The organism is Rahnella rivi (assembly GCF_019049655.1).
Lineage (GTDB): Bacteria > Pseudomonadota > Gammaproteobacteria > Enterobacterales > Enterobacteriaceae > Rahnella > Rahnella rivi.
The window spans coordinates 13,478-36,446 of the sequence record NZ_JAFMOX010000052.1; the positions used below are offsets into that span (position 1 = coordinate 13,478).

At 52.6% G+C, this 22,969-nt stretch carries 18 protein-coding genes; 10 read left to right on the top strand and 8 right to left on the bottom strand.

Annotated elements, in window-relative coordinates:
* The first annotated feature begins 71 nt into the window (after positions 1–71).
* Both J1779_RS06785 and J1779_RS06790 read left to right on the top strand, forming a co-directional pair.
* Entirely contained in the window at positions 72–800 is a 729-nt protein-coding gene (locus J1779_RS06785) for an EAL domain-containing protein (protein WP_122095596.1), read from the top strand.
* Positions 801–940: 140 nt separating this feature from the next.
* Complete coding sequence (locus tag J1779_RS06790; protein WP_217203250.1) at positions 941–2,395, top strand: protein adenylyltransferase SelO; 1,455 nt, start codon at positions 941–943, stop codon at positions 2,393–2,395.
* A 22-nt stretch (positions 2,396–2,417) separates the two neighbouring features.
* On the opposite strand, the gene J1779_RS06795 is transcribed toward J1779_RS06790, so the two are convergent.
* The 6 genes from J1779_RS06795 to ppsR form a co-directional block, all read right to left on the bottom strand.
* Entirely contained in the window at positions 2,418–3,206 is a 789-nt protein-coding gene (locus tag J1779_RS06795; protein WP_217203252.1) for a heme ABC transporter ATP-binding protein, read from the bottom strand.
* The gene (locus tag J1779_RS06800; RefSeq protein WP_136375160.1) at positions 3,199–4,206 is read right to left on the bottom strand and encodes a FecCD family ABC transporter permease; all 1,008 of its coding nucleotides are present in this window, start codon (positions 4,204–4,206) and stop codon (positions 3,199–3,201) included. Before J1779_RS06800 ends, J1779_RS06795 begins: the two co-directional genes overlap by 8 nt.
* A gap of 17 nt (positions 4,207–4,223) precedes the next feature.
* Positions 4,224–5,054: a heme/hemin ABC transporter substrate-binding protein gene (locus J1779_RS06805; protein WP_217203254.1), complete on the bottom strand. Its 831-nt coding sequence runs from the start codon at positions 5,052–5,054 to the stop codon at positions 4,224–4,226.
* Entirely contained in the window at positions 5,051–6,085 is a 1,035-nt protein-coding gene (locus J1779_RS06810) for a hemin-degrading factor (protein WP_217203257.1), read from the bottom strand. Before J1779_RS06810 ends, J1779_RS06805 begins: the two co-directional genes overlap by 4 nt.
* Positions 6,086–6,429: 344 nt before the next feature.
* Positions 6,430–7,476, bottom strand: a complete 1,047-nt coding sequence (locus J1779_RS06815) for a 3-deoxy-7-phosphoheptulonate synthase (protein ID WP_217203259.1) — start codon at positions 7,474–7,476, stop codon at positions 6,430–6,432.
* A gap of 127 nt (positions 7,477–7,603) precedes the next feature.
* Positions 7,604–8,425 (bottom strand): posphoenolpyruvate synthetase regulatory kinase/phosphorylase PpsR, encoded by an 822-nt coding sequence (gene ppsR / locus J1779_RS06820; protein WP_122095592.1) that lies wholly within the window; start codon positions 8,423–8,425, stop codon positions 7,604–7,606.
* 532 nt (positions 8,426–8,957) lie between these two features.
* Here ppsR and ppsA point away from each other — a divergent pair.
* A complete protein-coding gene (gene ppsA, locus J1779_RS06825; protein WP_217203261.1) occupies positions 8,958–11,333 on the top strand; it encodes a phosphoenolpyruvate synthase in 2,376 nt (791 codons plus the stop codon).
* A 425-nt stretch (positions 11,334–11,758) separates the two neighbouring features.
* On the opposite strand, the gene ydiK is transcribed toward ppsA, so the two are convergent.
* Entirely contained in the window at positions 11,759–12,856 is a 1,098-nt protein-coding gene (gene ydiK, locus J1779_RS06830; RefSeq protein ID WP_056773526.1) for an AI-2E family transporter YdiK, read from the bottom strand.
* A gap of 328 nt (positions 12,857–13,184) precedes the next feature.
* Between ydiK and ydiJ the strand changes: the two genes are divergently transcribed.
* Together ydiJ and J1779_RS06840 are read left to right on the top strand one after the other, a co-directional pair.
* Entirely contained in the window at positions 13,185–16,241 is a 3,057-nt protein-coding gene (gene ydiJ / locus J1779_RS06835) for a D-2-hydroxyglutarate dehydrogenase YdiJ (protein ID WP_217203263.1), read from the top strand.
* A 15-nt stretch (positions 16,242–16,256) separates the two neighbouring features.
* The gene (locus J1779_RS06840) at positions 16,257–16,676 is read left to right on the top strand and encodes a hotdog fold thioesterase (RefSeq protein WP_056773534.1); all 420 of its coding nucleotides are present in this window, start codon (positions 16,257–16,259) and stop codon (positions 16,674–16,676) included.
* A 107-nt stretch (positions 16,677–16,783) separates the two neighbouring features.
* On the opposite strand, the gene J1779_RS06845 is transcribed toward J1779_RS06840, so the two are convergent.
* Positions 16,784–17,188 (bottom strand): hypothetical protein, encoded by a 405-nt coding sequence (locus J1779_RS06845; protein ID WP_056773538.1) that lies wholly within the window; start codon positions 17,186–17,188, stop codon positions 16,784–16,786.
* Positions 17,189–17,646: 458 nt separating this feature from the next.
* Between J1779_RS06845 and sufA the strand changes: the two genes are divergently transcribed.
* The 5 genes from sufA to sufS all read left to right on the top strand — a co-directional run bounded on the left by sufA (position 17,647) and on the right by sufS (position 22,958).
* On the top strand, positions 17,647–18,018 hold the full coding sequence (gene sufA / locus J1779_RS06850) for a Fe-S cluster assembly scaffold SufA (RefSeq protein ID WP_056773540.1): 372 nt from the start codon (positions 17,647–17,649) through the stop codon (positions 18,016–18,018).
* A 52-nt stretch (positions 18,019–18,070) separates the two neighbouring features.
* Positions 18,071–19,594 carry a Fe-S cluster assembly protein SufB gene (gene sufB, locus J1779_RS06855; protein ID WP_056773544.1) on the top strand — a complete coding sequence of 508 codons (1,524 nt, stop codon included), beginning with the start codon at positions 18,071–18,073 and terminating at the stop codon, positions 19,592–19,594.
* A 121-nt stretch (positions 19,595–19,715) separates the two neighbouring features.
* Positions 19,716–20,462: a Fe-S cluster assembly ATPase SufC gene (gene sufC, locus J1779_RS06860; protein WP_056773552.1), complete on the top strand. Its 747-nt coding sequence runs from the start codon at positions 19,716–19,718 to the stop codon at positions 20,460–20,462.
* Positions 20,437–21,738, top strand: a complete 1,302-nt coding sequence (gene sufD, locus J1779_RS06865; RefSeq protein ID WP_217203265.1) for a Fe-S cluster assembly protein SufD — start codon at positions 20,437–20,439, stop codon at positions 21,736–21,738. The genes sufC and sufD overlap by 26 nt, the downstream gene beginning before the upstream one ends.
* Positions 21,738–22,958: a cysteine desulfurase SufS gene (gene sufS / locus J1779_RS06870; RefSeq protein WP_183846586.1), complete on the top strand. Its 1,221-nt coding sequence runs from the start codon at positions 21,738–21,740 to the stop codon at positions 22,956–22,958. The genes sufD and sufS overlap by 1 nt, the downstream gene beginning before the upstream one ends.
* Positions 22,959–22,969: the final 11 nt, after the last annotated feature.

The following is a 22,969-nucleotide window of genomic DNA, read 5'->3' on the forward strand; positions in this document are numbered from 1 at the left end:
ATTTTTTGCTCTGACCGCGACACAAGAAAGACTGTAATCACCTCGCAGTGCCGTTGAAGTTTTGGAAAATAATGAAAATACAATTCGATACGGCCTTTAACAGCAGCTACCTGTGTCAGCCAATTTATTCCGTTCAGGGGAAATTGCTTGCGATTGAATTAATTTGTCGCTTCTCCAGCACAGACAGTAAGTTAACTATGCCGACAGAACTGGTGCTGAATTTGCTGTCACAGGCACAGCTGTTACGTTTTCTCAATGAGCAGCAACGTTGGGCGACTGAGCATGCACAATGGTTCAGTGATAACCAGGTCATCTTAAATATCGGTGTTGAAGAGCGGCTGGTGGCGATTCTGCTGGAGGATGAACCTCTGCGAAATGCCTTTAAAGCCCATGCGTTTGTACATCTGAATCTGAGCGAGTCGTTTCCGCAGCTTGCGCAAGGCCGGAACAATCCGCAACTGGTCGCCCTGCAACAACATTTCACGCTGTGGCTGGATAATTTCGGTTCAGGCAACGTCACGATGACACCGGTTTACGACCATCTTTTTAAATGGGTCAAACTGGATAAAAACTTATTCTGGCAACTTTACGAGGGAGAGCATTTCACCATCGTTATGCCTTCTTTATTAAGAAACGTCAGCCGTTTCTGCCGCAACATTGTGGTGGATGGGCTGGACAGTCAGGACTATTTTGATGCCTTACGTAAAAATGACGTTCAGGGCCTTAAAGGCTTGTTGTGGCCGGGCGTAGACCCGGAACAACTCGACAGCCTGCTGATCAGGCCCGACCAATTTCATTAATCGTCCGTCTTTATGAGTATGAGTCAATCCCGGCCAGGCCTTGCTGCGCCGGGATTTTTTATGTCACGACACCAATCTCCCTGCGTTTACTCCGTGTTAATCCCGGCAGGGCGGCTCTACACTAAAGAAAAGGGGGATTTATGCCGCTATTCGAACACCATTATGCCGATCAACTGGACGGATTTTACACTGCCTTGCCACCCACGCCGCTCAAGGGCGCGCGGCTCTTGTATCACAGCGCACCACTCGCGCGGGAGCTGGGGCTGGATGAGACGCTCTTCGATGATGCCCACCGCGAATTCTGGTGCGGTGAGACATTTTTCCCCGGCATGTTGCCGCTGGCGCAGGTCTACAGCGGCCACCAGTTTGGTCAGTGGGCGGGGCAGCTGGGCGATGGCCGGGGTATTTTGCTGGGTGAACAGGTATTGCCTGACGGCAAACGTGTTGACTGGCACCTGAAAGGCGCCGGGCTGACGCCATATTCGCGCATGGGCGATGGCCGCGCAGTATTGCGCTCCGTCATCCGTGAGTTTCTGGCCTCCGAAGCCTTACACCATTTGTCCATTCCGACCACGCGTGCGCTGACGATCGTCACCAGCGATCAGCCGGTATTTCGGGAGCAACCTGAACGCGGCGCTATGCTGATGCGCATAGCCGAAAGCCATATCCGCTTCGGTCACTTCGAGCATTTCTATTACCGCAAACAGCCTGAACAGGTAAAAATGCTGGCCGACTATGTCATTGCTCATCACTGGCCGCAGCTGTCAGAAAATGAGCCCGTGGCGGCAAGCCGCTATCAGCAATGGTTCAGTGACGTGGTGAAGCGAACGGCGGAAGTGGTTGCCCGGTGGCAAAGTGTGGGGTTCGCGCACGGCGTGATGAACACCGACAATATGTCGATTCTCGGGCTGACGATGGATTATGGCCCCTACGGTTTTCTTGACGATTACCAGCCGGGTTACATCTGTAATCACTCGGATCATCAGGGGCGCTACAGTTACGATAATCAGCCTGCAGTCGCGTACTGGAATCTTCACCGGCTGGCGCAGACCTTGTCCGGGCTGATGAGCACCGAACAGTTGCAGGCCGCGCTGAGCGGGTATGAGCCAGCGCTGATGAAAGCCTACGGCACGCTGATGCGGGGCAAACTTGGGTTCTTTACCGAGAATAAGCAGGACAACAATCTGCTCACCGGGTTGCTGAGTCTGATGGAAAAAGAGGGCAGGGATTTCACGCAAACTTTCCGGTTGCTCAGTCAGGTTGAGCAGCAACAGGCCACGTCGCCGCTGCGCGATGCGTTTATTGACCGCGCGGCGTTTGACAGCTGGTACCAGAGTTATCGTCAGCGTTTGCAGGAAGAGGGCGTGGAGGACGCCACCCGTCAGCAGGCAATGAAATTGAGTAATCCGCGCATCATTCTGCGTAATTACCTGGCACAGCAGGCCATTGAACTGGCGGAAGTGGACGATATCAGTGCGCTGACGGCGTTACATCAGGCGTTGCAGGATCCGTACGGTGACGATCCGCAGTACGATCATCTGACCGTACTGCCGCCTGACTGGGGCAAACATCTGGAAATTTCCTGCTCAAGCTGACCCGCACGCTCTGCAGGCAGATTTACTGCCGCAGAAAGACCTGTGGTAACGCCGTTTCCGGATGCGGGCAGACGTTCAAATCTGCCTGATACCAGCGGCTCAATGTCTCCTCGCTCAATACTACGGCAGGTGTTCCGCTGGCGACCACTCTGCCGCTGTGCAGCAAAATGATCCTGTCGGCATACAGCGCCGCCAGATTCAGATCATGCAGCACGCAGCACACGGACAGCGGCGTCTGCTGCGTCAGCTGGCGTAACAGGCGCAGCGCATGTTGCTGATGATACAAATCCAGTGCCGATGTCGGTTCGTCCAGAAACAACCAGCGTGGTGAAGGGTCTGGCTGCCAGAGCTGAATCAGTACGCGGGCCAGCTGGACGCGCTGCTGTTCGCCGCCTGACAGATGACGATAATCACGATCCGCCAGATTCAGACAACCGGTTTGCGCCATGACGTCGTTCAGCGCCTGCTGCATATTCAGCTGACCATGCGGAGATCGTCCGAGCGTCAGCACTTCCCGCACACTGAAACCAAACGCCAGCGTACTGTTCTGGCGCATGACCGCACGGGTACGCGCCAGTTCCTGCGCGGGCCACTCCGTCAGCGCTTTTCCCTGCAAGGTACACCGGCCTTTTTGCGGTGCCAGATAGCCGGTCAGCATGCGCATCAGTGTCGATTTTCCGGCACCGTTAGGGCCAATAAGCGCCACCATTTCACCGCTGTGCAGACTGAGCGACACATCGTCAATTAACCGGCGGCCTTCAACGGCGTACACCAGATTTTCTGCCACCAGGGCGGAGGAAAAATCAGACATTACGCGGTACTCCCGGGCGAAGAATCAGCCATAAAAAATAAGGACCGCCGATGATACTGGTGATCAACCCGACCGGCATTTCTGCCGGTGCCACCAGTGTGCGGGCCAGTGTGTCGGCCAGTAAGAGCAGGCAGGCACCCGCCATCGCCGACCCCGGCAGCAGCCAGCGATGGTCGGCACCGATGCGCATGCGCAGCAAATGCGGGATCACCAGTCCGATAAAGCCAATCACGCCTGACACCGCCACCGCGGCACCGACCAGCAGCGCGCTGAGAAGCAGCAATTGCAACTGCGTCCGGCGAACATTGACGCCGAGGTAATGCGCATCCTCTTCGCCCAGTTGCAAAATATTAAGACGGCGGGACATGAAAAAGGTGGCGATACAGGCGGGCAAAATAAGGGAGGAGGCCACCGCCAGCGTCGGCCATTGCGCCTGCCCGAGGCTGCCCATACTCCACAGCGAGAACTGGCGCAGTTGCTGATCGTCACTGACATAGGTCAGCACGCCAACCGCCGCGCCGCACAGTGCATTAATCGCAATTCCGGCCAACAGCAGGCGCGATAATCCGCCGTGTCCGAACCGGCTCAGCGTGAAAACCACCAGTGAAATCGCCAGGCTGCCTGCAAAAGCGCTGATCATATGGCTGTACAACGCCAGCAGCGGCGGCAGGGCCAGCGGCATCACTATGGTCAGCGCCACCGCCAGCGCGGCACCGCTGCTGATCCCAAGAAGGCCCGGATCGGCCAGCGGATTGCGGAACAGCCCCTGCATCACCGCGCCGGAACTTGCCAGCGCACAGCCGACCACCACCGCCAGCAACACGCGCGGCAGGCGGACGGTTAACCACACCTGCCATAATCCGTCACTGAACGGCAGGCCTGCCAGAGTGCGCAGCGACAGCGACATGGCACCGGTATTCGCCGCCAGAATAGCCAGCAGCAGCAGAGCTCCACCGAGGCCCGTCAGCGCCCAGACCGGCGAGCGCCGGCGGGATGGCATTGGGGGGCTCATGCTGCTCATTTAACGTTTTCCGCCGCCTGACGGAGCTGAGTCATCACTGCCGGAGTTTGTAATCCAAAGCCCAGCAGGGACATATCATCGAGCACCAGTACGCGTTTGTTTTTACCGGCTGGCGTCATGGCCACGCCGGGTAATTTCCACACCTGATCCATTCCGCCTAAGCTTTTAATTCCGTCAGCGGTCAGCAGCAAAATGTCTGGCGCGCTGGCAATCACCCCTTCCTGGGACAGCGGACGATAGCGGCTGAAACCTTGCATGGCATTCTTCGCGCCAACCGACGTGATCATCGCATCGGCTGCCGTATCCTGACCGGCGGCCATCGAGGTCATGCCGCCGTGGCTCATCACAAACAGCATTTTTACCGGCAGAGGATCGTGTTTGACGGCAGAAAGCTGGGTGCGATAAGTCGCAATCAGCTTTTCACCTTCAGCCTGACGGTTCAGCGCTTTGGCAATCACATCAATCTTTTTCGGCACGGCATCCACTGACGCCATGCCCGGCACGCGGACGACCTTCACACCGTTTTGTGCCAATTGCTGTAATACCAGCGAAGGCTCGGCCAGTTCACTGCTCAGCACCATCGTCGGGTGCATGGAGAGAATGCCCTCGGTATTAAGCTGACGCATATAACCGACGTCCGGCAGCGCCAGCACGGCTTTGGGGCGCAGACTGGTGCTGTCGCGCGCCACCATTTCATTGCCCGCACCCAGTGCGTAAACAATTTCAGTCACGTCACCGCCGATACTTACCAGCTTTTCTGCGGCGTGGATCAGCGGCGAAGAGAGCAGGGCGACGGTGGCGATCAGCGTTTTCAGTGTGTGTTTCATACCGTGGCGCCTTCGTTGCTCAGTTGTGCCAGCTGTTCGCGCCATTGCGTTTGTTCAGGCGTGCCTTCGGTGCGCTGACCATACAGTTGCGCAATCTGAGTGCCATCTGCGGCGAACAGTTCCAGACTGGTGACGAAGCCATCTTTGGTAGGTTTACGGGTGATCCAGCTCTCTGCAATGGCACTTTCCACCAGATGGAGTGTGAAACGCGTATTGAAAACGTTGATCCATTCGCCGTGTGGCATCACTTTTTCGATCTTGCCGGTGAAGATTTGCACACAGCCTTTGTTGCCGATGAAAATCATGATCTCGTTCTGACTGTCTTTGGCAATGTTCAGTAAACGGGTGAGGGAATCGTTTTCAACCCGCCAGGCCAGATCATCGCCAACCGCGTTGAATGCCTGCTGGCGCGTGACATCATGACGTTTAAGCAACTGGAAAAACTGGTGAACGTCTGTCATCGCACGCCACTCGGCATCAAGAGTGCTGGTGTCTGCAGGTGTCGGTTCCGGTGAAGCGGGTGCGGCTTCGAGTTGCAGCGGCGGGTTAACGTCGCTTTTGTACTGTTCAACCAGCGCATTCCACGCCGCCATGTCCGTTTCATCGGTGGTATAAACTTTATGCACCGCCTCGCCCTGAGCATCAAAGAACTGAATGCTGTGACGATCGCCGCGTGCGGTGGATTCCGTCATGCTGAAAATGTGCAACCAGTGTTGCAGGAACAGGCGCAAATCCAGCGCACGCGGATTGAGGATAAGCCCGGCGTGTCCGTTCAGATGCTGATTCTGATAATGGCCCTGTTGTTCGTGAACGGCATATTCGTTGCGGGTGATGGATTTTGTGCCGCCGACGTGTTCCAGCGCGGCGAGCAGCGTGCGGGCATCAACATTCAGTCTTGCTGAGTCGTGGGAAACGCGCAGGGCCGTTAATTCGGCTTCGCTGATACCAAGAATGTTGGCCAGATCGCGTGCGTATTTACCTGGATTAGCGTCTTTTGCCTGTAAATAATCCTGATAGTGAACTGAATGCATGGCTGTCTCCTCGTAGTCTTAAACGTCATCCGCCATTGGGCAGATAAAAATTTGAGCTGTTATGTGAATGATTTGTAAAATATTGTTCCGCATGACCACTATCTCGCTCAAGCATGGTAATGGGAATTAATATCAATTTGATAATCATTATCAAATCATTGCAGAAACACATCAAGAAAATTTTTGTTGGCAGAATGTAATTTTCGGAAAATAGCCCTTTAAATACCGGGGGATAACGCAGTGGTTTTGAAAATATTGAGGTGAACGTCAGGGCGATCTGAAGGCATAAAAAAGGGCAACGTGAACGTTGCCCTGGGCTGTCTTGCGTGGTTTACCGGAAGGGATCAGAACCGGCTGTCGGTGGCATCCGCCAGCATGGACAGCAGCGTTTCTGTATCTTCCCAGCTCAGGCAAGGGTCGGTAATGGATTTTCCGTATACCAGCGGTTTGTCGGGCACGATAGGCTGAGTTCCTTCGACCAGGAAACTTTCCGCCATGATGCCTGCTACCGCTGTAGAACCGCTGCGAATTTGCTCGCAGATATCGGCCGCAACATCCAGCTGGCGCCGGTGCTGTTTCTGACAGTTACCGTGGCTGAAATCAATGACCAGGCGCTGTGGCAGGTCGAATTCGGCAAGATTCAGACAAGCCTGTTTAAGATCTTCAGCATGATAATTCGGTTTTTTACCACCGCGCATAATGACATGGCCGTAAGGATTACCGGCGGTGCGATATATCGTCATCTGACCGTTTTTGTCCGGCGACAGGAACATATGGCTGGTGCGGGAGGAGCGCATAGCATCAATGGCGATGCGGGTGTTGCCGTCTGTACCGTTTTTAAAACCCACCGGACAGGACAGGGCGGACGCCATTTCGCGATGGATCTGGCTCTCAGTGGTACGCGCACCGATAGCGCCCCAGCTGATGAGATCGGCAATATACTGGCCGATCACCATATCCAAAAATTCGGTCGCGGTAGGAATACCCAGCTCATTGATGGCCAGTAAGACTTTGCGCGCCAGCTCGATACCCTCATTAACCCGGCATGAGCCGTTTAACTCCGGATCTGAAATCAGACCTTTCCAGCCCACCACGGTGCGGGGTTTCTCAAAATAGGTTCGCATCACGATTTCAAGGCGATCCTGATATTTCTCACGCAGAACATTCAGCTTTCCGGCGTAATCAATAGCGGCTTCAATATCATGAATTGAGCAGGGCCCGACAACCACCAGCAGACGCGGGTCTTCACCGGTAATAATTTTTTCAATACGTTTACGTGATGCCATCACGTGTTGGGCGACCGACGGAGAGATTGGCAATTTATCTGCCAGTGCCTGAGGCGTAATCAGGCTGTCGATGCGCGTCGTACGCAGCTCATCTGTTTGTGACATGGTGCTCTCTAAAATTTGTTTCTTCGCTGCGGCAGGAATACCGGGAAGTGATGGCGATCACAATAACGTAATAACAGATGAATTCAACCACTGTTGGCGGGTTATGCCACCCACATCAGCAAAAGGCTCAGAACATGCGGCGACTCATGCCGAAGCTGTCCATGATCTTCGCTGCAATCTCCTCAACAGAATAGTTTGTGCTGTTGAGATAGCGGATCTGATTTTTACGGAAAAGTGCTTCCACTTCAGAGACTTCCATGCGGCACTGGCGCAGGGAGGCGTAGCGGCTGTTTTCCACCCGTTCCTGACGTATAGCGGTTAAGCGTTCAGGATCGATGGTCAGCCCGAAAAGCTTATGCATATGAGGTTTCAGTGCCGCAGGCAGCTGAATATTATCCATATCATCGGCGGTAAACGGGTAGTTTGCCGCGCGGATCCCAAACTGGAGTGCCAGATAGAGGCTAGTCGGTGTTTTGCCGCAGCGGGACACGCCCAGCAAAATCACCTGCGCCTGATCCAGATTTCGCAAAGAAATCCCGTCGTCATGCGCCAGGGTGTAATCAATGGCGGCAATACGTGCATCATATTTAGTGATATTGCTGGCGGTCAGGCCGTGCGTGCGGTTGGCAATCGGCGTTGGCTCCACGCCCAGCTCATTTTGCAGCGGCGCCACCAGAGACTGCACAATATCCTGACAAAACCCTTCACTGGCTTTGATGATGTCACGAATGTCCGGTGAAACGATCGAGTAAAACACCAGCGGGCGGTCACCCGTGTTTTCATAAATGGTGTTGATTTGCTCGCACACTTTTTTAGCGCGTTCCTCACTCTCGACGAAAGGGAGCGAATACGTGGTCGCGTTGACCGGAAACTGTGACAACACGGCATGGCCTAATACCTCAGCCGTAATTGCCGTACCGTCGGAAATGTAAAATACACATCTGTCCACACACCGCTCCTGAAATTCTTTCTGTTTACCTCACCCTTTCGGGAACACGCTTAGTAATACCGAGAAATCGCATAAATAAAAAGGCTATTTCACCTGACCTTCAGACTTATGTTCATTGCTGCGAGACAGTGCGCAAAATGACTGTAATAAATGAAATAGGATTTTAATTTTTTCGCGATTCTCCGCAGCTTTTTGATTTGCTTCAGCAGCGCGTCAGCTTCTCTGGTAGCCTGATTTTTGTGACAGGTTTACAGACAATTTCATGCTGATTCATAAGGAATATTGTGATTTTCACCTGAACGGTCCGCCGCCGGGCTGTGGAATTTTCCGAAACAAAAATAGTTTGTTTTGCTGGATCGATTCACCTGTCCTGCTCTTATGGATCATTATGCTAGTCTCGAAATAACAGCGTGATATATGAACCGGTGTTAACAGACACGCTGCCAGATAAAATTAAGTCATTTGTCTTCTGACTGTGCGAATGAATGACGACTCTCTGCTCTCCTACTGAATATTAAGAAAGGATTGTTTCATGGCTCATCTCGATCCCGATTTACGCAATGTTATCTGGTACAACCAACTGGGTATGAACGACGTTGATAAAGTCGGGGGCAAGAACGCATCCCTCGGGGAAATGATCACCAATTTGTCTGAGTTAGGGGTATCTGTCCCTAATGGTTTTGCCACCACTTCTCAGGCTTTCAATGACTTTCTCGACCAAAGCGGCGTGAATCATCGCATCCATGAGTTACTGGATAAAACCGATGTAGATGATATTGCGCAGTTAACGCAGGCGGGGGAAAAAATTCGACAGTGGATAGTGGAAACGCCTTTCCTGCCTGAGTTTGAAGCCTCCCTCCGTGAGGCTTATCAGCAACTTTCTGAAGGTGAGCCTGATGCTTCTTTTGCCGTGCGTTCTTCCGCCACGGCTGAAGATATGCCCGATGCTTCTTTTGCCGGGCAACAGGAAACATTTCTCAACGTTCAGGGTTTCGATGCCGTACTGACTGCAGTGAAGCACGTTTACGCGTCGTTATTTAACGATCGTGCAATCTCGTATCGTGTGCATCAGGGTTACGATCATCGCGGCGTTGCGCTTTCAGCCGGCGTACAACGCATGGTGCGTTCTGATCTCGCGGCCGCAGGGGTGATGTTCACCATAGATACTGAGTCTGGTTTTGATCAGGTGGTCTTTATCACGTCAGCCTTCGGCCTGGGCGAAATGGTGGTTCAGGGCGCGGTAAACCCGGATGAGTTCTACGTGCACAAACCGACGCTGGCGAAAAACAAGCCGGCCATCGTGCGCCGCACCATGGGCTCCAAGAAAATTCGCATGGTGTATGCAGCCAGCCAGGAGCACGGCAAACAAGTTCAGATTGAAGATGTGCCCGCCCAACTCAGCACAACCTTCTCGCTGACGGACGAAGAAATTCAGGCGCTGGCGCGTCAGGCATTGTTAATTGAAAAACATTATGGCCGTCCGATGGATATCGAATGGGCGAAAGACGGACATAACGGCAAGCTGTATATCGTGCAGGCACGCCCGGAAACTGTACGTTCTAACGGTCAGGTGATGGAGCGTTACCAGCTCAACGGCAGCAGCAACGTGCTGGTGGAAGGCCGGGCCATCGGTCACCGTATCGGCGCGGGCCCGGTGAAAATCATTCATGACATCAGTGAAATGCATCACGTTAAGCCCGGCGATGTACTGGTGACCGACATGACGGATCCTGACTGGGAACCGATCATGAAAAAAGCGTCGGCGATTGTCACCAACCGCGGTGGCCGAACCTGTCATGCGGCGATCATTGCCCGTGAACTGGGGATCCCGGCAGTGGTTGGCTGTGGTGATGCCACTGAAAAACTGAAAGAAAAACAGAAGGTCACGGTGTCCTGTTCCGAGGGCGACACCGGCTATGTGTATCAGGATGAGCTGGACTTCACGATACAAAGTTCTGAGGTAGATGAACTTCCGGCGCTCCCGCTGAAAATTATGATGAATATCGGTAACCCGGATCGCGCATTTGATTTTGCCTGCCTGCCAAATGAAGGTGTCGGTCTGGCGCGGTTAGAATTCATTATCAACCGCATGATAGGGGTGCATCCGAAAGCATTGCTGGAATTTGACCAGCAGACGCCGGAGTTGCAGAACGAAATCAGTAAACTTATTCAGGGATATGACAGCCCGCGTGAGTATTACGTGGCGCGGCTGACCGAAGGGATCGCCACGCTGGGCGCAGCTTTCTGGCCAAAACGCGTGATCGTGCGTTTGTCTGATTTCAAATCGAATGAATACGCTAACCTGGTCGGTGGCGAGAAATACGAACCGCATGAAGAAAACCCGATGCTGGGCTTCCGTGGTGCGGGCCGTTATGTGTCTGACAGCTTCCGCGATTGTTTTGCGCTGGAATGTGAAGCCATGAAACGGGTGCGTAATGACATGGACCTGACCAATGTTGAAGTGATGATCCCGTTTGTTCGCACCGTTGCACAGGCTGAAGCCGTGGTTGCAGAACTGGCCCGTCAGGGATTAACACGTGGTGAGAACGGCCTTAAAGTCATCATGATGTGTGAAATCCCATCGAATGCGCTGTTGGCAGATCAGTTCCTTGAACACTTCGACGGTTTCTCTATTGGCTCAAACGACATGACCCAGCTGACGCTGGGGCTGGATCGCGATTCCGGCGTGGTGTCTGAGCTCTTTGATGAACGTAACGAAGCGGTGAAAGCGCTTTTATCGATGGCGATTAAAGCCGCGAAGAAACAGGGCAAGTACGTAGGCATCTGCGGACAGGGTCCTTCTGATCATCAGGACTTTGCCCAGTGGCTGATGGAAGAGGGTATCGACAGCTTGTCGCTCAATCCGGATACCGTCGTGCAGACCTGGCTGGCGCTGGCAGGCAAGTAAATAAATTCCGAATGTAGGTGAAATAATGAATGCAGGCCATCGTGTAAAAGCGATGGCTTTTTTTATGAACTAAAAATACCGGGGTATGTCAGGTGCGAAAAATAACCTAGGGCAAATTTCGGATAAAAAAAAGCCCGTCACGAAGACAGGCAAAGACTACACACAGCAATTTGGGGTATACATGCTTTAGGGGAAAGCGTGTATATAAATCAGTGGGTTGAAATCCGAACTGTTAATAATACTAGGTTTCTCAAGGTATTTAGTCTGTAAGAATCCTCCTAATAGGTTTTATTATTAGCTGAAAGAGGATAAGACGTTTTTTTAACACAAGAAGAGGTAAAAATATTGGCGGGAATAACAGGCAGTGGCGTTGTCTCATTATTCAGATGGGACAACGCCAGAGCGTTAATGAATGTCTGAAGGTATCACTCGTTTAGCGCTTTTAATGCTTCTTCCGGGTTTGACTCAGGCTCTGGTGCCTCATGCACCCAAAGCGAAATCAGGCGGTATGAAACGGCCAGTACCACCGGGCCGATGAACAGACCAATCATGCCGAAAGCAAACAGGCCACCGATAACGCCTGACAAAATCAGCAACATAGGCAAATCGGCACCCATGCGGATCAGCACCGGGCGCAGCACATTATCCAGTGAACCGACCACACAACTCCAGACCAGCAGCACCGTGCCCCAGGTATTATCACCTGACCAGTAAAGCCAGATGATGGCAGGGATAAGCACCAGCAACGGGCCAATTTGCGCGACGCAGCAGACAAACATCACGACGGTTAATACGGTCGCATAAGGAATGCCGGCAATCGCCAGCCCGATACCCCCGAGAACGGATTGCACAATGGCGGTCACCACCACACCCAGAGCGACCGCGCGGATCGCCTGACCGGCCAGAATGACAGCCGCATCGCCGCGCTCTGCCGCCAGACGCACCGCGAAGTGGCGGATCCCCATCGCGACTTGTTCACCCCGGCTATAGAGCAGGGCGCTGAACAACAACATAAGAGAACAGTGAACAATAAAGCGCCCCAGATGCCCGGCCTGCGTCAGGAACCAGGATGCCGTTTGTCCGACGTAAGGCTGTACTTTGGTCATCAAAACATTGCCGCCGCCATTAATCAGCGCGTGCCAGCCGTAATACAGCTTATGACCCACCAGCGGGATCGCTTTCAGCCACTGAAAATCCGGCATATGCAAGGTCGAGGGATTGCCTGCCAGCGCCACCAGCGGCGCACCATTTTCAATGGCGCTGCTGACCAGTAAAGCAATGGGTAAGACGAAGAGTAAGATCAGCAGCAGGGTCATGACGATGACGGCAAGGAAACGTCGCCCCCACAATATGCGCTGTAATTTGATCATCAGCGGCCAGGTGGCAATCACCACCATTCCCGCCCAGGCAAAGCCTAATATAAAGGGCTGAACTATCCAGATGCTGGCAACAGTCATCAGCGCAATAAAGAGCACCCCAAACATAATTTGTGGTAAGTCATAACGTTTAATTGGGAGATTCATTCATGTTTCTCATAAGGATAAACGAAGAGGCTTCAGCCTTGAGCCTCCAAAATAGCGATACGCCGCGCCGACGGCATCCATCAATAATCATGGAACATTCAGTCAGGTTTGGATAGCGCGCCGCAAATTTAGTTGCAACACGGTGTTGCCAGACCGGCATTTTGCGGAACGTCATGAAACAATTGAAACAAAGTTCAGCCAGACGGAGCGCTTAAAAACGAAGTATGTTAGTTTTTATTCTGGGTAAAGAACAGGGTGGATCTGCCCGGCAGATCCGGCAAGCGCTTAGCGTCTGCCAGGCATACAACAAAGACAGAGTCATAATTCAATGATCCCACAGATTTCTCAGGCGCCGGGTGTCATCCAGCTGGTGCTCGATTTTTTGGAAGCCTTAAAGAGCAACGGTTTTACCGGTGATCTAACCACGACATACGCGGATCGCCTGACGATGGCGACCGACAACAGCGTATATCAGCTGTTACCGGATGCGGTCCTGTTTCCGCTGGCAACCTCAGACGTTGCCCTGATTGCCCGCGTTGCCGGGCAGGAACGTTTTAAAACGCTGGTCTTCACGCCGCGCGGCGGGGGCACTGGCACGAACGGTCAGGCTCTGAACCGCGGCATCGTGGTTGATATGTCCCGTCATATGAACCGCATTCTCGATATCAACACTGAACAGGGGTGGGTCAAGGTTGAGGCTGGTGTTATCAAAGACCAGCTCAATGACTATCTGCGCCCTTTGGGTTATTTCTTCTCACCTGAATTGTCGACCAGTAACCGCGCGACGCTCGGCGGCATGATCAATACCGATGCGTCAGGGCAGGGGTCGCTGGTTTATGGCAAAACCTCGGACCATGTTCTCGGGGTGAGGGCGATTGTGCTCGGTGGGGAGATGCTCGATACCACCGCCATGCCCGCTGCGCTTGCCGACAAACTCGGTGAAGAAGACTCGGTGATTGGCAGAATCTACCGCACGGTATTAGACAGTTGTCGCGATAACCGCGCGCTGGTGATTGAAAAGTTTCCAAAACTTAACCGCTTCCTCACCGGTTACGATTTGCGCCATGTATTAAGCGATGATCTGCAAACCTTCAATCTGACACGGATCCTGACCGGTTCCGAAGGTTCGCTGGCGTTTATTACTGAAGCGCGCCTGAATATCACACCCATCCCCAAAGTGCGTCGGCTGGTCAATATTAAGTACGACTCCTTTAATTCCGCGCTGCGTAATGCGCCGTTTATGGTCGACGCCAGAGCCTTGTCAGTGGAAACCGTCGATTCAAAGGTGCTGAATCTGGCACGTGAGGATATCGTCTGGCATAGCGTCCGTGAGTACATTAAGGACGTTGACGGCAAAGATATGCAGGGGTTGAACATTGTTGAATTCGCCGGTGACGACGCCGATCTGATTGAAGATCAGGTGAGTGCATTATGCGAACGTCTTGACGGGCTCATGAGCGACAAGGAAGGCGGGGTGATTGGCTATCAGATTTGCGCCGATCTCGCCGGAATCGAACGCATTTACAATATGCGTAAGAAAGCGGTTGGGCTGCTCGGAAATGCCAAGGGGCAGGCAAAACCGCTGCCGTTTGCAGAGGACACCTGCGTGCCTCCGCAGCATCTGGCGGATTACATCGTGGAGTTTCGCGCACTCCTCGACAGCCATAATCTGAGCTACGGCATGTTCGGGCACGTTGATGCGGGTGTACTGCATGTGCGTCCGGCACTCGACATGTGTGACCCGCAGCAGGAGATGTTGCTGAAACAGATTTCTGACGAGGTGGTGGCGCTGACGGCCAAGTACGGCGGTTTGCTGTGGGGTGAACACGGCAAAGGTTTTCGCGCCGAATACAGTCCTGCATTTTTCGGCGAAACGTTGTTCCATGAATTACGACGGATAAAAACCGCCTTCGACCCTGATAACCGCCTGAACCCCGGCAAAATCTGTGCGCCGCTTGACTGCGATGAGCCGATGATGAAAGTGGATGCCGCCAAACGGGGCACCCTGGACCGGCGTATTCCGCTCGAGGTGCGTCAGTCATTCCGTGGCGCGATGGAATGTAATGGCAACGGTCTGTGTTTTAACTTTGATGTGAAAAGCCCGATGTGCCCGTCAATGAAGATAACCGGCAGTCGTATTCATTCGCCTAAGGGCCGTGCAGGTCTGGTGCGCGAGTGGCTGAGATTGCTGTCAGAGCAGGGCGTTGATCCGCTGGTGCTGGAAAATGCCCTGCCGGAAAAAGGCCTGAGTTTCCGCACTCTGATCGATCGCACGCGTAATACCTGGCATGCCAATAAAGGCGAATATGATTTCTCACATGAAGTTAAAGAGGCCATGTCAGGCTGTCTTGCCTGTAAAGCCTGTTCAACGCAATGTCCGATCAAAATAGATGTTCCCGGGTTCCGTTCGCGTTTCCTCCAGCTTTATCACACGCGCTATCTGCGCCCAACCAGCGACCATGTGGTCGCGAGCGTGGAAAGTTATGCTCCGCTGATGGCGCGGGCGCCAAAGTTGTTTAACTTCTTCCTTAAACAACCCTGGGTGCGGGAGATGAGCCGCAAAAGCATCGGCATGGTGGATCTGCCGCTGCTGTCTTCACCGACGCTACGTGAGCAATTGCTGGGGCACCGTGCCATTACGATGACGCTCGAACAGCTGGAAAAAATATCACCGGCTCAGCGAGGGGAATATGTTTTGGTCGTTCAGGATCCGTTCACCAGCTTCTACGATGCGCAGGTGGTGGCCGATTTCGTTCGTTTAATCGAAAAACTCGGCCTGAAGCCGGTGCTGTTGCCGTTCTCCCCGAACGGAAAGGCGCAGCATATAAAAGGTTTCCTGCAACGTTTTGCCAAAACGGCGAAGAAAACGTCGTTGTTCCTCAACCGCGTATCGCAATTGGGAATGCCGATGGTCGGCGTCGATCCTGCGTTGGTATTGTGTTATCGCGATGAATATAAAGAAATTCTCGGTGACACCCGCGGGTCTTTCCAGGTTCAGCTGGTGCACGAATGGCTGGATACCTGGCTGGCAGAACGTCCGGCGCAGCAGCAAAGCGGCGAATCGTGGTATCTCTTTGGACACTGCACCGAAAGCACGGCGCTGCCGACCAGTGGAAAACAGTGGAGCGATATTTTTGCCCGTTACGGCGCGAAGCTGGAAAATGTCAGCGTCGGATGCTGCGGAATGGCAGGCACCTACGGTCATGAAGCTAAAAATCTAAAAAACTCACTCGGAATTTATGAGCTGTCATGGCATACCTCGCTGCAGCGCTTACCGCGTCAGCGCTGTCTGGCGACGGGTTACTCATGCCGCAGCCAGGTCAAACGTATTGAGGGTAATGGGGTTCGCCATCCGCTACAGGCTCTGCTGGAAATCATTCCCTGAGGATAAGGAAGCACAATGTCATTCTGGAAAAGAACCACCACGCTTGAAGCGCTCAATGAGCGCAGTCAGGGATGCATGGTAGGGCATGTAGGGATAGTGTTTACCCGGCTGGGTGATGATTTTCTTGAAGCCACCATGCCGGTAGATGCCCGTACCACCCAACCTTTCGGTTTATTACACGGCGGCGCATCCGTGGTGCTGGCAGAAACCATGGGATCGATGGCCGGTTACCTGTGCAGTGAAGGTCAACAGACGGTGGTCGGCGTGGAGATTAACGCCAGCCATATGAAGTCGGCCAGAGAAGGCCATGTTCGCGGGGTGTGTCGTGCATTACGCACGGGGCGTCGCAGTCAGGTCTGGCAGATTGAGATTTTCGATCAGCAAGGTGAATTATGCTGTGTTTCCAGGCTAACGACGATGGTCATCGACAGATAACTAAAGTGAATGAGCGGGACTTATAGCGCTGGAAGGGGCGGACATACTGAAAAGTTGTCCGCCTTTTTTATTCAGAAGTCTTTCTGCGCTAACGTGTTGAAAATATATCAAAGATGATAAGGAACACGTTTTGCGAAGTCGGTCTGGAAGGCCGTCGCTTTTTCCCAGATGCCCAACATGGCATAATACTGGCAAATGAGTTTGAGCGTGTGCCGCGCAAAATGGTAGCTCTGAACACGGAAGAGTTCACATCGAACGACGCTGTTTATTTCCAGAATCAGGCGGTTATGCAGTTTGCATAACGCGTGCAGATAACTGTGATCATCCCCGTTTTGCAGGCATAAATTGGCCATGTCCAGGCAAATGCTATTAAAGCGTTTTAGCTGGCACAGATGTGCCTCAGGGCGTCGTAAGGCTGCGTCAGCCATATAGAAATCCACGGTGGCATCGCGGACAGTCGATTTGTATTCGTCAATCTTGCCTTGCAACCACGCATTTACCGATTGAGCCATTCTCAGTATTCCGGATTATCTGAATGATAATCATTATCAAAGAATAAACATCATATTGGCAAAAAATCAGCGGATCAACGTTTTCATCGGATTTTTTTGTTTTGTCATCTGCCAAAGCATAGACAAAAAGAGCCTTATTATTGCGTTTAGGGTGAATTCATAAATAGGCATTTCCGATGAATGTTTTATAATAGACATAATGAAAGCTATTAAACCATGAGCTTTGTAAGGTTAATTTTGAGTTTTTTAACAAAAAATTGACAACTTATTCAATCAGTTGATGGTTGCGGTGTTCAAGACCCGCCGGCAACCGGACCCAAAGCCGATGCACATTGAGCGACGTTCCTCGTGGGTCATCGCTATACCCTCTTAAAACAAGAGGTTGAAGTGATAATTGTAATCACTAGAATAGAGACAATAGGTCTTGTCTATGACCATAAAACTATGAGGTAAGACAGATGCAAACTGAAACTGTCGGCTCGTTCTCTTTAGACGACAACGTATGGCAAGGCGTGATCCTGACCGATTCTGCGGCGAAACAGGTTAAAACCCTGATGACCCAGGATCCTGAAGTGAAAGGCCTCCAGCTCTCGGTAAAACAATCGGGCTGTGCCGGCTTTGGCTACGTTCTGGATTTAACCAAACAACCGGCCAGCGATGACCTGGTGTTTGAGCATGACGGCGCTTTGCTGTTTGTTCCGCTGAAGGCGATGCCTTTCATCGACGGAACCGAGGTGGATTTCGTCCGTGAAGGGCTGAATCAGATATTTAAATTCAATAATCCTAAAGCGCAACACGCCTGTGGTTGTGGCGAAAGTTTCGGCCTGTAAGACCGAGTCTTTTGATTTTTAAGATTATTGTAAACAAAGCGATGTAACCAACATGTCACGAAGCAACGTAGAAATTCCAGACGATGTGCAGTCTTGGGTCGGCGAGGGAGTGAATTACAAGGAAGGGTTTTTCACCCAGCTGGCAACCGATGAATTAGCATCAGGCATCAACGAAGATGTGGTTCGCGCGATTTCCGCGAAGCGCAACGAACCTGAGTGGATGCTGGAGTTCCGTCTGCAGGCTTATCATGCTTGGCTGAAAATGGAAGAGCCGCACTGGTTGAAAGCGTATTACACGCCTCTCGATTATCAGGATTACAGCTATTATTCTGCGCCATCCTGTGGCAGCTGCGATGATACCTGTGGTTCTCAGCCTGGTGCCACACAGCAGCCTCCGGCAGACTCGCACAGTATTCCTGCGCTTGAGGGTAAAAACTACCTGACCAGCGAAGTTGAAAAAGCCTTTGAACAGTTGGGCGTCCCGGTACGTGAAGGGAGAGAAGTGGCAGTCGATGCAATTTTTGACTCCGTTTCTGTCTCCACGACTTACCGTGAAAAACTGGCGGAATCTGGCGTCATTTTCTGCTCTTTCGGTGAAGCTATTCACGAATATCCAGATCTGGTTCGCAAATATCTCGGCACCGTGGTGCCTGCGCAGGACAACTTCTTCGCCGCACTCAATGCCGCTGTCGCCTCTGACGGCACGTTCGTTTACGTGCCGAAGGGCGTGCGCTGCCCGATGGAGCTGTCGACCTATTTCCGTATCAATGCCGCGAAAACGGGTCAGTTTGAACGAACTATTCTGATTGCCGATGAAGGCAGCTATGTCAGTTACATCGAAGGCTGCTCTGCGCCGGTGCGTGACACTTACCAGCTGCATGCGGCTGTTGTAGAAGTCATTCTGCATAAAGATGCAGAAGTGAAATATTCCACCGTGCAGAACTGGTTCTCCGGCAGCAAAGACAGCAGCGGCGGGATCCTCAACTTTGTGACCAAACGCGCATTGTGTGAAGGAGCAGGGTCGAAGATGTCCTGGACGCAGTCTGAAACCGGTTCGGCGATCACCTGGAAATACCCAAGCGTTATCCTTAAAGGGGATAACTCGATCGGTGAGTTCTTCTCCGTGGCGTTGACCAGTGGCAAACAGCAGGCTGACACCGGCACCAAGATGATCCACATTGGTAAAAACACCAAATCCACGATCATCTCGAAAGGTATCTCCGCAGGCCATAGCCAGAACAGCTATCGCGGTCTGGTGAAGATCCTACCAGGCGCGGAAAATGCCCGTAACTTTACGCAGTGCGATTCCATGTTGATTGGTCCGGACAGCGCAGCGCATACCTTCCCGTATGTTGAAGTGCGTAATAACACTGCTCAGCTGGAACATGAAGCAACAACGTCGAAAATTGGCGATGACCAGCTGTTTTACTGTCTGCAACGTGGTATCAGCGAAGACGATGCTATTTCCATGATTGTTAACGGTTTCTGTAAAGATGTCTTTTCCGAGCTGCCGCTGGAGTTTGCTGTCGAAGCACAGAAACTGCTGGCGATAAGCCTTGAACACAGCGTCGGTTAAAAACCCGACGTCTTTTCTGCCGTCGCAGCGTGGTGTGACGTCGCGGCGGACAGGTTTGAGTTCAGCACAGTCAAAGCATAATCAGAATTATGAGCGCGCAGGCGCAAACTCAAGGATACGTATGTTAAGCATCAAGAATTTGAAGGTCCGTGTCGAAGAAAAGGAAATTCTCAAGGGACTCGATCTGGAGATCAAACCGGGAGAAGTACACGCCATCATGGGCCCGAACGGCTCAGGTAAAAGTACGCTCTCCGCGACACTGGCTGGCCGGGAAGATTACGAAGTTACCGACGGTTCCGTAATGTTCAACGGTAAAGATTTACTGGATCTTGCTCCGGAAGACCGTGCGGGTGAAGGCGTTTTCATGGCTTTCCAGTACCCGGTAGAAATCCCGGGCGTGACCAACCATTTCTTCCTGCAAACCGCAGTGAATGCGGTGCGTAAATACCGCGGTCAGGAAGCCATGGACCGTTTTGACTTCGCGGATTTCATCGAAGAAAAAATCGCGATGCTGAAGATGCCTGCCGATTTGCTGACCCGTTCAGTGAACGTCGGTTTCTCCGGCGGTGAGAAAAAGCGTAATGACATTCTGCAAATGGCGGCGCTTGAGCCAAATCTTTGCATTCTCGATGAAACCGACTCCGGTCTGGACATCGATGCGCTGAAAATCGTTTCTGACGGTGTTAATACTCTGCGTGACGGCAAACGTTCGTTCGTTATAGTCACTCACTACCAACGCATCCTCGACTACATCAAGCCTGATTACGTGCACGTTCTGTATCAGGGTCGTATTGTAAAATCTGGCGATTTCAGCCTGGTTAAACAGTTAGAGGAGCAGGGTTATGGCTGGCTTACCGACGAAGAGTAATGCACCTGCAGCGGGCAGTTCACATGCCATGCAGCAGCTTTACCGTCTTTTTGAAAGCCGCGGTGGCGAGCAATCTGTTCACGCCCACACGCACTGGCAACAGGTGCTGCGCCTCGGTTTCCCGCACGCCAAAATGGAAGACTGGAAATATACGCCGGTTTCCTCTCTGCTGGGCAATCAGTTCTTTGCTCCCCAGCAGCAGGCCGTAACGGCTGAGACAGTGAAGTCTTTAGCCTTGCCGCTCGATTCATACCGTCTGGTTTTCGTCGATGGTCGTTTCGATGCAAGCCTGAGTGATGCTGAAACCGGTGCATTTGAGATCCAAAAACTGAATGCGGCGGCGCAGCAAACGCTGCCTGAGCCGGTTCAGTCTGAAGTCTTTTTGCACCTGACTGAAAGTCTGGCGCAGGATCCTATCGCTGTACGCCTTCCTGCCGGTAAACAGGCAGACAAACCGCTGTATCTTTTACATATCAGCAGCGGTCGCGACCAGTCACGTGAAATGAATACGGTGCATCATCGCTATCATTTAGCCATTGAAAGCGGTGCAAATGCAGAAGTGATTGAACATTACCTGAGTCTCAACGATCACGGGCACTTTACCGGCGCACGTATGACGGTAAATGTGGGCGACAATGCGGACTTTGCGCATTACAAACTGGCGTTCGAAAGCCAGGCCAGCTTCCACTTCTCGCACAATGATTTGGTGGTCGGGCGTGATGCACGAGTTTCCAGCCACAGTTTCCTGCTGGGCGCGGGTCTGACCCGTAATAACACCAGTGCACAGCTGAACGGTGAAAACACCCATCTCAACATTAACAGCCTGGTTCTGCCGGTTGACAGTGAGATTGCGGATACCCGTACCTATCTTGAGCACAACAAAGGTTATTGCAACAGCAACCAGTTGCACAAAGTGATCGTGAACGATCGCGCAAAAGCGATTTTCAACGGCATGATTAAGGTGGCGAAGCACGCACTGAAAACTGACGGGAAAATGACCAACAACAACTTGTTGCTGGGTAAACATACCGAAGTTGATACTAAGCCACAGCTCGAAATCTATGCCGATGACGTCAAGTGCAGCCACGGTGCGACCGTCGGTCGTATTGATGACGAACAGCTTTTCTATCTGCGTACCCGTGGTATCAGCGGCGATGATGCTCAGCAAATGATCATTTTTGCTTTTGCTGCTGAACTGACGGAAGCCATCGAGAATGAAACCCTGCGTGATGTCGTGATTGCCCGTATTGCGGGTCGACTCAATCGAGGTAAGTAATGACTTTTCCACTGGAAAGAGTACGAAGCGATTTCCCTGTATTGAGCCGCGAAGTTAACGGCCAGCCGCTGGCCTATCTTGACAGTGCTGCCAGCGCACAGAAACCGCATCAGGTTATTCAACGCGAAATGTCTTTTTTCGAGCAAGGTTATGCTGCGGTTCACCGCGGCATTCATACCATGAGCGCAGAAGCGACTGAGCAGATGGAAAACGTCCGCACTCAGGCCGCACATTTCATGAATGCTGCATCGGCGGAAGAAATTGTCTTCGTCAAAGGTTCCACGGAAGCTATTAACCTGGTGGCCAATACCTGGGGGCGTGAATTTTTACATCCCGGTGACCGCATTATCCTGACCGAGATGGAGCATCACGCCAATATCGTTCCATGGCAGATGCTGGCGAAAGAACGTGATTTGCACATCGACGTCTGGCATCTGACGCCGGAAGGCGAGCTGGATTTATCTCAGCTTGAAGGGCTTATCACACCGCGCACTAAATTGCTGACGCTGGCGCATGTTTCCAATGTGCTGGGCACTGTTAACCCGCTCGAAACCATCATCCCGCAGGCGAAAGCGGCCGGGCTGACTGTGCTGGTTGATGGTGCACAGGCTGTCATGCACTACGCGGTCGACGTTCAGGCGCTGGGCTGTGATTTCTATGTCTGGTCTGGTCATAAGCTCTACGGGCCGACCGGCATCGGTATTCTGTATGGGCGTAAAGCACTGCTGGATCAGATGCCGCCATGGGAAGGTGGCGGATCGATGATCAAGCATGTCAGCCTGAGTGAAGGTACGACCTTCGCGGCCGCACCATGGCGCTTTGAAGCCGGCACGCCAAATACCGGTGGTATTATGGGGCTGGGCGCGGCGATGGACTATGTGACTGAACTGGGGCTGGAGAATATCCATGCTTACGAGCAGGAACTGATGACCTACGCACTAGAGCAGATGGCGACAGTGCCTGATATTCAGATCTACGGTCCGGCACACCGTTCAGGCGTGATAGCGTTTAACCTCGGTAAACATCATGCTTACGATGTGGGCAGTTTCCTTGATCAATACGGTATTGCCATCCGCACGGGGCATCACTGCGCGATGCCATTAATGTCTTTCTACGGTGTTCCGGCTATGTGCCGTGCGTCGCTTGCGATGTACAATACCCGTGAAGAAGTCGACCGTCTGGTCGCAGGACTGCAACGTATTCACCGGTTGTTGGGCTAAGCCTGACAACC

What these genes read in the sequence shown, in the direction of transcription:
- J1779_RS06785 (WP_122095596.1), top strand. Translation starts at nt 72, where the DNA reads ATGAAAATACAATTCGATACGGCCTTTAACAGCAGCTACCTGTGTCAG.
- J1779_RS06790 (WP_217203250.1), top strand. Translation starts at nt 941, where the DNA reads ATGCCGCTATTCGAACACCATTATGCCGATCAACTGGACGGATTTTAC.
- J1779_RS06795 (WP_217203252.1), bottom strand. Translation starts at nt 3,206, where the DNA reads ATGTCTGATTTTTCCTCCGCCCTGGTGGCAGAAAATCTGGTGTACGCC.
- J1779_RS06800 (WP_136375160.1), bottom strand. Translation starts at nt 4,206, where the DNA reads ATGCCATCCCGCCGGCGCTCGCCGGTCTGGGCGCTGACGGGCCTCGGT.
- J1779_RS06805 (WP_217203254.1), bottom strand. Translation starts at nt 5,054, where the DNA reads ATGAAACACACACTGAAAACGCTGATCGCCACCGTCGCCCTGCTCTCT.
- J1779_RS06810 (WP_217203257.1), bottom strand. Translation starts at nt 6,085, where the DNA reads ATGCATTCAGTTCACTATCAGGATTATTTACAGGCAAAAGACGCTAAT.
- J1779_RS06815 (WP_217203259.1), bottom strand. Translation starts at nt 7,476, where the DNA reads ATGTCACAAACAGATGAGCTGCGTACGACGCGCATCGACAGCCTGATT.
- ppsA (WP_217203261.1), top strand. Translation starts at nt 8,958, where the DNA reads ATGGCTCATCTCGATCCCGATTTACGCAATGTTATCTGGTACAACCAA.
- ydiK (WP_056773526.1), bottom strand. Translation starts at nt 12,856, where the DNA reads ATGAATCTCCCAATTAAACGTTATGACTTACCACAAATTATGTTTGGG.
- ydiJ (WP_217203263.1), top strand. Translation starts at nt 13,185, where the DNA reads ATGATCCCACAGATTTCTCAGGCGCCGGGTGTCATCCAGCTGGTGCTC.
- J1779_RS06840 (WP_056773534.1), top strand. Translation starts at nt 16,257, where the DNA reads ATGTCATTCTGGAAAAGAACCACCACGCTTGAAGCGCTCAATGAGCGC.
- J1779_RS06845 (WP_056773538.1), bottom strand. Translation starts at nt 17,188, where the DNA reads ATGGCTCAATCGGTAAATGCGTGGTTGCAAGGCAAGATTGACGAATAC.
- sufA (WP_056773540.1), top strand. Translation starts at nt 17,647, where the DNA reads ATGCAAACTGAAACTGTCGGCTCGTTCTCTTTAGACGACAACGTATGG.
- sufB (WP_056773544.1), top strand. Translation starts at nt 18,071, where the DNA reads ATGTCACGAAGCAACGTAGAAATTCCAGACGATGTGCAGTCTTGGGTC.
- sufC (WP_056773552.1), top strand. Translation starts at nt 19,716, where the DNA reads ATGTTAAGCATCAAGAATTTGAAGGTCCGTGTCGAAGAAAAGGAAATT.
- sufD (WP_217203265.1), top strand. Translation starts at nt 20,437, where the DNA reads ATGGCTGGCTTACCGACGAAGAGTAATGCACCTGCAGCGGGCAGTTCA.
- sufS (WP_183846586.1), top strand. Translation starts at nt 21,738, where the DNA reads ATGACTTTTCCACTGGAAAGAGTACGAAGCGATTTCCCTGTATTGAGC.